Source organism: Chitinophaga caeni (assembly GCF_002557795.1).
Lineage (GTDB): Bacteria > Bacteroidota > Bacteroidia > Chitinophagales > Chitinophagaceae > Chitinophaga > Chitinophaga caeni.
This window is the reverse complement of the sequence record NZ_CP023777.1, coordinates 167,190-180,879: the sequence shown is the minus strand read 5'-3', so window position 1 is coordinate 180,879 and position 13,690 is coordinate 167,190. Positions and strand designations below refer to the sequence as shown.

The 13,690-nt window shown below is 41.1% G+C and carries 7 protein-coding genes; all 7 read left to right on the top strand.

Annotated elements, in window-relative coordinates; genetic code table 11:
- Nucleotides 1-6 precede the first annotated feature (6 nt).
- The 7 genes from COR50_RS00760 (at nucleotide 7) to COR50_RS00730 (ending at nucleotide 13,605) form a co-directional block, all read left to right on the top strand.
- Nucleotides 7-1,809, top strand: coding sequence for a RagB/SusD family nutrient uptake outer membrane protein (locus COR50_RS00760; protein WP_098192196.1), 1,803 nt, complete (start codon nucleotides 7-9; stop codon nucleotides 1,807-1,809).
- A 62-nt stretch (nucleotides 1,810-1,871) separates the two neighbouring features.
- Entirely contained in the window at nucleotides 1,872-4,322 is a 2,451-nt protein-coding gene (locus tag COR50_RS00755; protein ID WP_098192195.1) for an outer membrane protein assembly factor BamB family protein, read from the top strand.
- Between the two features lie 98 nt (nucleotides 4,323-4,420).
- Nucleotides 4,421-5,233 (top strand): hypothetical protein, encoded by an 813-nt coding sequence (locus tag COR50_RS00750; protein WP_098192194.1) that lies wholly within the window; start codon nucleotides 4,421-4,423, stop codon nucleotides 5,231-5,233.
- Entirely contained in the window at nucleotides 5,218-7,242 is a 2,025-nt protein-coding gene (locus COR50_RS00745) for a hypothetical protein (protein ID WP_098192193.1), read from the top strand. The genes COR50_RS00750 and COR50_RS00745 overlap by 16 nt, the downstream gene beginning before the upstream one ends.
- 698 nt (nucleotides 7,243-7,940) lie before the next feature.
- Nucleotides 7,941-11,033, top strand: coding sequence for a SusC/RagA family TonB-linked outer membrane protein (locus tag COR50_RS00740; protein ID WP_098192192.1), 3,093 nt, complete (start codon nucleotides 7,941-7,943; stop codon nucleotides 11,031-11,033).
- A gap of 11 nt (nucleotides 11,034-11,044) precedes the next feature.
- Nucleotides 11,045-12,631 (top strand): SusD/RagB family nutrient-binding outer membrane lipoprotein, encoded by a 1,587-nt coding sequence (locus COR50_RS00735; RefSeq protein ID WP_098192191.1) that lies wholly within the window; start codon nucleotides 11,045-11,047, stop codon nucleotides 12,629-12,631.
- A gap of 29 nt (nucleotides 12,632-12,660) precedes the next feature.
- Entirely contained in the window at nucleotides 12,661-13,605 is a 945-nt protein-coding gene (locus COR50_RS00730; RefSeq protein WP_098192190.1) for a DUF1735 domain-containing protein, read from the top strand.
- The last annotated feature ends 85 nt before the right edge of the window (nucleotides 13,606-13,690 follow it).

Genomic DNA, 13,690 nt, shown 5'->3' with positions numbered 1-13,690 from the left:
AACATCATGAAAAAAACTATTTACTATATATTCTTATTGACCGGTGTTGTTTTTCTCGGTTCCTGTGAGAAGGATTTCTTACAGAGAAACCCGGAAACTGAAATTTCTCCCGAAGTATTTTTTAAAACAACCAAGGATTTAGAAACGTATTCTAATACATTTTACGGCGCAGATTACAATTACGAAGATCTGAATAGCGACAATATCTCGTCATACAGCGGAGCTGGTGAATTAGACCTGTTGATGGAGGGAGGCTTAGATGCCAATACGGTCGGTAGCAGCGGTTGGAATGATTGGAGTAATCTCCGGAAGTATAATTTCTTACTCGATAATGTGTACAAAGCAAGCGGCGATCCTGCCGAGATAAACCATTACATCGGCATCGCGCGATATTTCAGGGCCCGGTTCTACTTTAGCAAACTGGCGCGTTACTCCGATGTTCCTTGGTATTCGAACGTATTGAAAAATACGGATACCGCATTGTACGCTCCAAGAAGCCCCAGGGCTATCGTGGCAGATTCCATTTTAGCAGATTTGAATTTCGCCGTGGAAAATATTAAACCGGCGCAAGGCAACAAAACGAGGGTGACCAAATGGACAGCCCTGGCACTGCTGAGCCGCTTTTCCTTATATGAAGGGACCTTCAGGAAATACCATCCCGAGCTAGGTCTGACGGCTTCCGCGAATCAATTCTTGGAGGCCTGCGTCACTGCTTCCGAGACATTGATGGCAAATACCGATTTCCAAATTTATAATACCGGGAATGGCGCTAAAGATTATAGGGATTTGTTTATAAGCACCGCGCTAGCCAATAATCCGGAAATTATTCAATGGTATGACTGTCAAAGGGATCTAGGCATCGGCAATAACTCGCATACGGTGCTCGGATGGACCTGGTCATTAAGTAACAGCCTGGTGGAAACTTACCTGATGAAAGATGGTACTCCTTTTACTTCGCAGCCGGGATATCACCAGGAAAATTTCATACAGGTTTTTGAAAACCGTGATCCTAGGTTAGCCGAAACCGTTGCTTATCCCGGTTATTCCCCTACAAACGATGATAAATATTACATTTCAAAACCAAATTTAGGAGGATACGACCAATTGAAATTCTACCCGCGTGATCCGGAGTTGCGCCAAGGTTGGAATGCCAATTATAACAGTTTACCCATTTATCGATTGGCAGAAGTGTTGTTGAACTTCGCGGAAGCAAAAGCCGAACTAGGTTCATTGAGTCAATCGGATATTGATTTGTCCATTAAAAAACTCCGTGATCGCGTGCAAATGCCGAACCTCGATTTGGCCGCAGCCAATGCAAACCCGGATTCGTATTTAGCAACCAGGTATTCAACGGTCAGCGGATCTAATAAGGGAGTATTGTTGGAAATTAGGAGGGAGCGCCGCGTGGAGCTGGCTTGCGAGGGACTTCGTTTGTTGGATATCAATCGTTGGGCTGCTGAATCTTGCTTGGTAGCAGCGCAACAAGGTATGTATGTTCCCGGTTTAGGCGCAATGGATATGACGGGAGATGGTGTAGAAGATATAGCCATTTTAGCGAATCCAAATGACACGGCCGTGTTGAACGGTTTGCCGGCAGATTTGAAACAAAACCTGGCGCGGTATTATTTGAAAGATGCCAGCGGTAAGGATAATAACTTTTACTTGGATGGCAATACCTCCGGACATATTTCTTTTACCCGTTACCGCGATAACCCTAGGAACTTCGAAGCGCCGAAATATTATTACAGGCCGGTTCCGCTTTCTGAAACAGTTTTAAATCCACAGCTAGAGCAGATCTTTGGTTGGTAATTATTCTATAAATTTTTAAACTGGGGAGTGGTTGACAAAACTACTCCCCTTTCAATTTAATCATGAAGACAATTAGCTTATCAATATTATGCTGCCTATTAATTCTAAATAGTTGGGGACAAGCTTTGACAGGAAGCGTATATGATGCTTCTAGTAATACCGGGATTAAAAATTTCCGGGTTTCGGATGGTAAAAATATTGTGTTAACAGATGCTAAAGGCTTTTTCAGCTTACCGGGACATCCTAAACAACGGTTCGTATTTATAACTCCTGCCGATGGATATCATTGCACGGATAGTTTCTATATCAGGATCGATAGTAATCGTACATCATATAATTTTGCATTACGAAAAGATAAACAGGGAAGGAATCATCGTAAAGGTGCTAAATTCTTACGTTTAACCGATACAGAGACCTATCTATATGGTAATTGGATCAATGAAACCCGTGATTTTGCCAAACTTGCATCGGTTGATTTTATCGTCCATACCGGGGATATATGCTATGAGAAAGGGATGCAATTCCATGCCCGGCAGGTGAATACAAGGACAATGGGTGTACCTGTTTATTATTGTGTCGGCAATCATGACCTGGTAAAAGGTGCGTACGGGGAAGCTTTATATGAATCATTATTCGGGCCTGTTTATTATTCTTTCGAATATGGAAACACCCATTTTATAGTGACGCCGATGCGTTACGGCGACTATAAGCCATCTTACACGGTAGATGATATATATGATTGGTTACAAAATGATCTTAAGTACGTGACAGATGGAAAACACGTTGTTATATTTAATCATGATTTATGGAGTTTTGATTCCTTGTTTACCGTTAAAAATTCTAATGGTGATGTTCTGAACCTTAATGAACACCGGTTGAAAGCCTGGATATATGGTCATTGGCATTATAATTACAGCCACGAACATGGAAAGAATGGAATAGTAAGCGTTTGTTCTGCCCCGGCTGCCGATGGTGGAATTGACAATTCTATTTCAAATTTTGATGTTTTTGATATCGATGAACAAGGAAACCTGGATGTTAAAAGAAGATATAGTTATGTGGATAATAAAATTACAGTAGTCAGTCCCGCTAAGAAGTCCTACAGTAGCCCAAATGGCAATCTCCAAATAAATGCAAATATTTATGAAACCGACGACCTGGTAGATAGAGCTACATTCCGACTGTACGATATGCGGGAGCGGCTGATCGCTGTCATCCCGTTGAAACAATCGGGCGATTGGTCTTGGGTAGGAGAGATCCCTCGGAAGCAATTACAGAATGGGACAGGGACATATCAAGGAACAGTAGAAGCGAATATGTTAAGCGGTAAATGGATCTTCAGCCGGGATACTTTCGAACTAATGCCGCGACCCAAACTGAACATCCAAAATAACTGGGAAACAGCTTTAGAGAACAATAGCCGCCTCCCGGCCATTAAGGACCCAAGGTTTACAGCGTTTAAATTATTGTGGACGCAGAATACTGGCGCTAATATCTGGAAATCATCACCGTTGATTATTAACGGCAAATTGTACCTGTCTACTATCGATGATGAAAACAGGCGTACTTGCAAGATGGTATGTTTAAACGCTTTGGATGGTAGTGTAATATGGGAATTTAAAACTGGAAATTCTATCAAGAATTCCTTGGCATATGCAGGGGGCAAAATTTTAGGCACTGACGTAGACGGGATTAGCTATGCTTTAGATGCTAAATCAGGAAAATTAGTATGGAAGCATGATGGCGGTATGAAAAGTTTACCACCTTATAATGGCGCCGGCTTAGTTTATAATGATGAATATATTACCGGTTCCGGTAACTATTTGCAAGCCTTGAATATTAAAAATGGAGCTCCTGTATGGACTAACAAAGTATGGAATGGCGGTGAAGCCACACCCAGCGCGATGACCTTATTTAAAGATATGGTCATAACATCATCCAACTGGAACCGGTTGTATGCCCATTCCTTAAAAAACGGGAAGCTGCAATGGAGCCGGAAAGATGGCGGGATCCGGTTCAGGAGCGGAACTCCTACAACTTACAAAGATCGTTTATTCGTGCAAGGAATCAACATGTTACATGTGCTGGATCTTGATGGTAAAACGATTGACAGCATACCGGTAAAAGGAGACTTGAAAACGATGACGGCAACGGCAATATCGGGCGACCAGCTATGGATCCCGACCGCTGCCGATGGGTTGATGATGTATCAATTATCTACAAAGGAGAAGAGGTACACTTTTATGCCCGGGGAAGCTATCAGCTATTCGGCGCCGTATTCAAGGCCACCCGCTCCAACGATTGAAAGTACACCGCTAGTTGCAGGGAAGTATTTATTTGTTGCGGCCTGTGACGGTAAATTATACGCACTGGATAAAGACAGTGGAAAAGTTATAGATACCTTGGATCTCGGGGCACCCATATATGCCGATATGACTATTGTAGACGGTATATTATTTGTCGCTGATTTTTCAGGGAATATTTCCGCGATAGGATTGAATGAAAATTTATAATTATTTACCGGGGGATCGAAAAAAAATAAGATGCCCCCGGTTTAAAAATCCCCGGAAATTACTATCTTGAATATCCATTGTTTGAAATAACCAACCAGATGAAAACCATTGTATTAACCCTCGCATTATTACATGCGAACGTATACCTGCAAGGGCAGGTTTATGTTTGGAAAGAATTTTCCAACATACATAATTTCGGCTCGTTCAGCCAGCATTTTCAACAAGCCAGTTCCTTCCAAGACAACCCGGCATGTTTGTCCCGGCAAATGAAGTTGACCTTCGGCGCCTGGTACCATTATGCTTACATGTTAAATGAATTATCGGCATTCAGCAGCTACCTGCTTATCCCGGGAAAAAAATCCGGGTTTGGAATAGCTGCGAGTTTACAAGGTAAAGTGCCCTGGCAGCAATCGAACTACAGCATATCCTACGGCAGATTGTTAAGCGGGGAATTTGAACTGGGCATTCAATTTCATTATTTCCAGTTGAAAACTGCGGGCTACGGTAAGGATCGCTTCGTGATGCCGGAATTAGCTATACTGATGCACCCTACATCATTACTGAGTATAGGCATCAGCGGACAGGTGCCGGTTAAGGATAAGCCGTTAAAATATAGCGGTATGCGTACGCCATTTGTATATACTTTGGGTATCGGGTACGAATTGGAGAAAGTGGCACTGCTGGAATTGATGCTAACAAAGGTTGGCCAGGAGATGGTAAGTTGCCGGTTCCGGTGCAGTTACCAAGCAGCGTTACAAAAAATCCTGTTCACCGGAATTAACACTAGGCCATTCAATTTCTTCTTGGGTTCCAGCATCAGGATATCATCTGTATCCCTTGGTTTGATGGTATACTATCACCCCAATTTAGGACTTTATCCAAACAGTAGCATCGCATGGCAAAAGTTATAATTTTACTGCTCTTACTAGCTACTTGGAATCAACTAATGGCACAGGAAGAAAGGGAAACCGATTTATACGGGGCATGGGAAGACCGTTACCAGGAACAAAGCGAGTTACTGGAGCAAGAAGAAGATGTACAGGACCGCTTATATTGGCTACAGCGAAAGCTTGCTTTGAACCGCTGTTCGGAAGGGGATTTAGCAGCGCTCGAAATATTGGATCCGCTCCAGTTAGAGCAATTCTTTTTATACAAGGAACAGTTGGGAGATCTTACAAGCATTTACGAGCTGCAAGCAATTCCTCACTTTGATTTATTTACGATACAACGGTTGTTGCCATATGTAAAAGTTGGGGATGATTTCGAGGCGTATTATAGTTGGAAGGAATTATTTACAAAGGGAAACGCGAACATCACATTACGCTTGGGTAGGACGTTTCCTAAAGCCAGGGGATTTATCGCGGAAGATAGTATCTCACCGCATTACAGGGGGGATCCATTTAAGAGCATGCTTAGATTTCGTTATCAATTGGGCGGCTATGCGAGTTTGAACCTGCTAGTTGAAAAAGATGCAGGAGAACAATTCATCCGTTCCGGGAAACCGGATTTTAGCAGTTTTCATTTGATGATCGGAAAAAAGGGTGTACTGAAGCAACTAATTATCGGGGATTACCTCGTATGCTTGGGACAAGGCTTGATGCAATGGCAGGGGATGCCAGCCGGTAAAGGTAATGATCTGCTTTCCATAAAAAAATCATCGGCAGTTCTGAAACCGTACACCTCTCCCGGTGAATTCTACTTTTACCGTGGAGCCGCCATGACTTTAGGAAAACGGGGCTATAGCTTAACTACTTTCTTTTCGCGCAGGAAACTTGATGCGATCATGGAGCAGGATAGTAGTGCAGGGTGGCGTTCTAGCATACAAAAAACGGGCTACCATAGAACAATCTTAGAACTCGAACGTGAAAAAAAATTGCGCCAAATAACGGCAGGTGCATCTTTGAGTTATCATAAGAGAAGCTTGTTCGTGCAAGCCAATTATTTATTGGAGCGATCAGCGACACCATTTAAAGCAGGGAACGCTTTATATCAATATTTTAAGGATACATCGGCACGATCGCAGCATTTAGGTATATCCTATCAATGGAACTTTCGGAATTTATTTGCATACGGGGAATATGTATATATGCGGCCAGGTGCATCTGCTTTTATCAATACATGTATGTTGAGTTTCCATGCGAAATTACAAGCGGCGATACTGTTTAGAAGTTATACGCCATCGTACACGGCACCGCATGCGCGGGCATTTGGAGCACAATCTACCGTGAGTAATGAAACGGGCTTTTACATGGGTCTTCAATATCAATTTAATAAACGCGTGAAGATATCAGCATATATGGACCTATATAAATTTCCATGGCTTAAGTACCGGTTGAGCATACCGGGCGCCGTGGGCACGGATCACATGATTGTATTTCTATATCAACCTTCAAAGGCCTTTATGTTGAGGTGTCGGTACAAGGAAAGAAGTTTTATGCAAGATGTAACATCGGCAGCGCATTTGAAAGAAATTTCTAGGTTTAAGCAAGGGCAAGTAAGGATAGAATCTTCATGGGCATGGAGCCCGGCATTTATAATGAAGCAGCGGATGGAGGTAGTTAATTTAATTGCAGCGAATGGAACGAAGCAGGAATCTTGGCTGGGATATGGAGAACTCAGGTATAAGCAGGGTAAACTGCAAGTACAATACCGGTTTACTTGTTATGAAACGACAGAAGGAGGGTCAAACCTTTACTTGACGCAGGGTAGCAGTATTTTTAATAACAGTTTGCAGCAGTTCAACGGGCGGGGTGTGCAGCATTACTTGTCCGGCTCATACAAGATAAATAAGAAAGTGCAAGTATGGTGTGCATTGCAGCAGGGTAAGATGACAGATGGGGAAGGCAGCGGTAGTGGGTGGGACCTTGTTCCGGGGCGGAATCGATGGACAGTTCAATGGCAACTAAAGTGGGTGTTGTAACAATTGTTTACTGTTTGACGGTGTATAGTTGTAGTAGCAAGTATTTGTTGATATTTAAACTTATTATATTGGTATATCAATTATTTTATGATTATAAGAAAAGATGTTTACCTTTATATAGTATATTATGATTTCGAGATTGGCGCCACGTTGTTAAAAGAGCCTCGCATACCATACAAGATTGAAAAGCTGGTCTAATTATATTGCATTTATTGGATGAGTATCATTATACTATAGAATGATGGGGTAATAAATGATTTTATTTATGCCTATGTATTGTATTGATGGAATTCTTGTTTTTGACAGAAAATCCTTATTATCCAATAGCAACTTCCGATAGTTCATATATTAAAATAATGTTTATATAAAATATATTATTAAATTTGTTAATGTATTTATTTTAGATTTTTTTATAAAGAATTAATAGTCAATTTATTATAATTAATTTGGTGATTTAGATTTTGATTGACACTCAACAATCATCAAGGTAAACCGGCATTTGTTGCCGGTTTTTTTATGTTATTTTTTTTAAATTTTAGCCTTCCTATAAGTATTTGATTTATAATATCTTATCAAGATAACTTGAGATAGTAAATATGCTTATCGTGTGATATTTTTAACACGTTTTTAACTTTAATTTTTACGTGACAATAATTTTTCATTAACTTGTGCCTGTCAACCAAAATCTAAATCACAACATGAAAAAGGCATTACTCTTTTTCACCATGCTCATGGTGAGTATTAGCCTGGCCTATGCTCAAGAACGCCAGGTTTCGGGTAAAATCGTAGGTTCAGATGGTATACCCGTATCATTTGGAACCGTGCAAATCAAAGGTACAACCCGTGGTACCACAGCTGATCAACTAGGTGTTTACAACTTAAGAGCGAAAGTAGGAGACATCCTGATCATACGGGCTGTAGGTTATCTGCAAAAAGAAGTCTCCGTCCCTGCTACGGGAGAACTGGACATTACATTAGAATCTTCTACTAAAACACTGGATGAAGTAGTAATCGGAGCTGGAGGTGTTGCCGCCAGGAAGCGGGAAATTGGCTATAACTCCACGATCGTGGGTAGTGAACAGCTAATCCAGGCTAGACCGGTAAACGTTGCATCCAGCTTGGCCGGTAAAGTAGCCGGTCTACAGGTAACAGCTATTAGCGGTGGTGTTAATCCAACTGTTAAGTTGACGCTCCGTGGTAACCGTTCCTTGTTAGGGAACAATAATGCCTTGGTGGTTTTAGACAATGTAATTGTTCCTAGTGATATCTTGGGTAATTTGAACCCCGATGATATCGAGGATATCAACGTATTAAACGGTTCGAATGCGGCCGCGATTTACGGTTCGGATGCGTCCAATGGTGCGGTGATCATCACGACTAAAAAAGGGAAAAATGGACAGAACATCATCAAGTTTGCCCAGACTTTAACTGCTGAAAAGGTTAGTTTCTATCCTAAACTGCAAAACGAGTTCGGTTCAGGTTCTACCGGGAATAACCAAGTATATACACCATATGAAAACCAACAATACGGTCCGCGCTTTGATGGCTCGATGGTGCAAATAGGTCGCCCATTAAGGGATGGCACGATCCAAACTGTAAAATATTCACCTACGGATGATAAGAAAACATTCTGGGAAACAGGCTTAAATAGCCAATCCGATTTGTCTTTATCTTCCGGCGATGAAAAGGGAAGTACATATTTTGCTGTACAATATGTTAAAGTAAATGGTACTACACCGAAAGATGAATACAATAGGTTCGGTTTAAGGGCAAATGGTACAAGGAATGTATTGGAAAATGTAAAAGTTGGCTACAGTGTCTATTATACTCAAAATAGGTATGACATCACTTCAGCCACTTCTTCCATTTACGATCAATTGTTGAATACGCCCGCTCAAATTCCTTTAACTAAATACCAGGATTGGAGAAACGATCCTTTTGCTAACCCGCAAGGTTACTATAATGATTATTACGCAAACCCGTATTTTACAATAGATAATAACCGCTCTAAAACCAGGAACGATTATCTCGTAGGGAATGCTGAATTGAAATGGAATCCATTAAAATGGATGACTGCTGTTTATAGGGTTGGTCTTGCCACTAGGAACTATAGCAGTAAAAGTTATACCGGTAGGTTCATCTTTGAAGATGATTACTATTTGACAGGTTCTAAAGCAAGTATCCCCGGTTCCGTATCTGATGGTACCGGATATACAACGCAGCTCACTTCTGATTTTCAATTACAGTTTAACCATACTGTAAAGGACTTCGATTTTAACCTGATCTTAGGCCACTTCGCTAGAAATAATACTGCCAAGAATGTTGGCGTAGGTTCTAGTGGTAACATTATTAAAGACTTGTATCATATTAGCGCCCGCCTTGGTGAAGTTAGTGGTTCTGAAGGTGATTATACAGAGCGTCAAATTGGTCTTTGGGGTAACTTGAAAGTAGGATATAAAAACTTCCTATTCTTGGAAATGACTGGTCGTAATGACTGGCGTAGCGTATTGCCAACAAATAACTGGTCATTCTTCTATCCTTCTATTAACGCTTCCTTCATTGCAACAGAAGCTATTGATGCTTTAAAAGATAACAAGTTCTTGAACATGCTCAAGATACGAGGAGGATGGTCACAAATCGGTCAAGCTTCTATTGATCCATATGCATTGGCTTCAACCTACAGTCCTTCAAGAGGTTTTCCCTATCCTAGTGGTCCAGGTTATACTACTGATAACAGGATTGTTGATAGGAACCTCAAGCCGGAAATGACCTATGGTTGGGAGGTAGGATTTGATGCAAGCATGTGGGATAACCGAATTGATCTGAGCGCTACGTATTATTCTACGAGAACTAAAGATCAAACGGTTCCAACCGGGGTATCAACAGCAACCGGGTTCTCATCTTTCTTGAGAAATACTGGTGAGGTATCCAATGCAGGGGTTGAAGTTGCCTTGAGTGTTACGGCGATCCGAACAAAAGATGTTACGTTAACAATAGGTGGTAACTATACACATAATGAAAACGAGGTCATCAGTATTTCAAGCGATGTGCCGAGATTGCAAATGACAACTGGTGGTACTGCCCAAGTATATGCTATACCCGGTATGTACTTCCCGGTAATTATGGGTACCGATTATGTAAGGGATGATCAAGGCCGCATTATTGTAGATAGGAATACTGGTTATCCAAGCCGCGCAGATGGCGTAGTACTATTAGGTAATACAAACCCCAAAAACAGGGCTGGTGTTAATTTGGAATTCCGTTATAAAAACTGGAGACTTTGGACACTATTTGAACACAGGGGCGGATACGTTATTTACAATAATGGCGCCTCTACATACGACTTCTCCGGGTCTTCTATCAGGACTACCCAATATGATCGTGAACGTTTCGTAATTCCTAATTCTTCTTATTGGGATGAAGATTCTAAAACTTACGTAGAGAATACGGATGTTATGGTGCGTGATGGCGGTACAGGTTTCTGGGCTGATGGCGATGGTCCATATAATATGGCGATTGCTAGTAACTACGTATATAGCGGGGATTTCTGGAAAATGAGAGAATTAACGATCACATATAACTTGCCTGCAAAATTCTTAGGTAAAACTAGGGTTATTAAAAATGCTAGTATTAGCGCTCAAGGTCGTAACCTGTTCTTGTGGGTTCCTGATTCAAATATCTATACTGATCCTGAGTATAGCTTTACTGATGGCAATGCGGTTGGTATTACTACTTTAGGACAAACACCTCCGTCTCGTTACTTCGGAGCAAACATTACGATAACCTTCTAATTAGCAGCGACATGAAAAAACAAATATTAAGTTTAATAGTTTTGGGTGCTGTTGCAATGTCTTCCTGCAAAAAGTACCTAGATGTAAATAACAACCCGAACCAAGCAACCGAGAGCTCCCCGGAACTCTTGTTGCCGCAAGCTTTAACTTATTCAGCTGCCAATATTCCTTCATTAAGTGACTACGGCGATTGGCAAGTTGGATATATCGCTAATGCCGGTGGTTTTGGTGGCTGGGGTTCAACCCTTACTTACAACTATTCATCCGATAGTTATACTTCCGTTTGGACGAATCAATACGATGTATTGAACGATTATCAAACAATTATCAAGTATGCTGAAAGTGATCCTAAATATGTTTACTACAATGCTGTAGCAAGGATCATGAAAGTTTTCCACTTCCAGGTTTTGGTCGATAATTATAATGATATTCCCTACTCTCAAGCTTTGAAAGGTTTGGATGATATCGCTCCTTCTTATGATAATGCTGAAGCAGTTTACAAAGATTTATACTTGCAACTGGATTCTGCCATTAGCATGATTAAGAATGCTGAAGAACCGATAGTTTCTTTAGAAAATAGTATCGGGTCTGCCGATGTGATGTTCCATACCGGGACTAACATGACAAACTGGTTAAAATTTGCCAATTCCCTGAAGTTGAAGTTGTTGATTCGTGCTTCCAATACTAGCGCTTTAGATGGTGTGAGTATGGATTTTTCCGATGGTTTCTTAACTGAAGATGCCGGTGTAAATCCAGGCTATTCCAAGAATGACGGGAAACAGAATCCAACTTGGCAAACTTACCATAGTACTTATTCCGGTTCTAGGCAAACAACTGGTTTCTCAAGGGTGCCTACGCCTTTCATCCTCTCCTTTTATAATGGTGTGAAAATAAGTGACCAGCGTGGTTACGCTATGTACTATAGTTTCCCAAACACCGGTACAAACCAATTAGGTTATACTGGCGATGATGCTACAGCGGGTCCCGGCGGTACTTCATGGTATACTGGTTCTAGCCGTTCTTATAATGCAGATGAAGCCGATGCCGTTGGTGTATTGAAAAATCGTGCAATGGATCAGCCTGTAATGTTGTTAGCTGAATCAAAATTCTTGGAAGCTGAAGCTTATATGAAAGGTATTCTTCCTGGGGATGCTAAGAAGGCATTTTATGATGGGATGCTGGCTTCCTATACTTACTTGTTCAGTACTTACGATGGACGGTTTGTTGAAGGTGATCCTGCTGTTATCATGGCTGAAGATACTGCTGAGAATAATGCTAATGCTTTAGTTAATTGGGATTTAGCTACTACGAATGATCAGAAATTAGAAGCTATCATCACCCAGAAGTATATCGCGTTAAACTTTATACATGGTCATGAATCTTGGGCTGAATACCGCAGGACTGGTTATCCTAGAAATGCAGTTTCTAATAATCCGGATCCCATTACCTCGTTCATTTCATTAAACTCGTCAGTAACAACTCCTGATAGATTGCCAGGTAGAATCCTGTACCCATCTTCCGAATTCCAAGTAAATTCTGAAAATGTACCTACAGGCCTCACTGTGAATGATTATGTTTTCTGGGATAGGAGAAAATAATTGGTTCCAATAATCAAAATCTGATTAACATGAAGAAAAGTATTTTAAATATAATCCTTACATTATCGGTGGTGATGGGGTTATCCTCATGCTTGAAGGATGATCCAAATTTTGATGCGAGTAAATCACCGAAAGTAGTAGGCTTCAAGAATGTCAATGGCATTGCATCGCCTACTTCGTCGTCCATTCCTTTATTCGAAGTAGCATTCGATATCTTACCGGAAGTGGAATTTGATGTGCCTATCGCTTATTCTGGTACGGGAAACGCTCCCAATGATATTACCATGGATGTTCAAGTTTCCGAAGCTGCGGTAACAGCTTATAATGAAGAACATGAAGAAGCGTTTACCGTTATGCCTAGTTCTGTTTACACTATTGAAAGTAATACCGTTGTAATTAAGAAAGGTGAACGGGTTGGCTACCTGAAAGTTAAATTCAATACAGAACAATTTGACTTAAATGAAGAGTTGGCTCTTGGCCTTACTATCGTTTCTAGTAGCAGCGCAAGTATCAGTCAAAATTATAAATCTGCTATTTACAGGGTGAGCCCCAAAAACACTTGGGATGGCGTTTATGAAGTCACAGGCTCTTATACAGATTTGGCGAATGCTGCATTCTCCGGGATCTACCCATACACTAAAATGTATTTGATTACAACCAGCGCTAACCAAGTATATGCCTATAATGCTGAATACGGATTAAATGGCTTCGTCTTCTATACCGGTACAGGTTTAAGTTATTATGGTAACTGGACCCCCGAGTTTAAAATTGAAGGAGAGAATGTCGTAGATGTAACCAATGCATTTGGCCAAGGAGCTGGGAATAGGGCCGGCCGACTTGAAGCCAGCGGTGTAAATACTTTTAAAGAAGTGGATGGCACACTCGTAATGGAAGTTAAATACGTAATGGTTCAAAGTGGCAGCGATCGTTGTGTCTTTACAGAAACTTGGAAAAAAGTAGGTGTAAGACCATAAGTACGGTTGACAAATTATATGATGAGAAGGTCATTCGCTATGTGAATGACCTTCTCTTTTTTAACAAATATTTTGCATGGTTTGA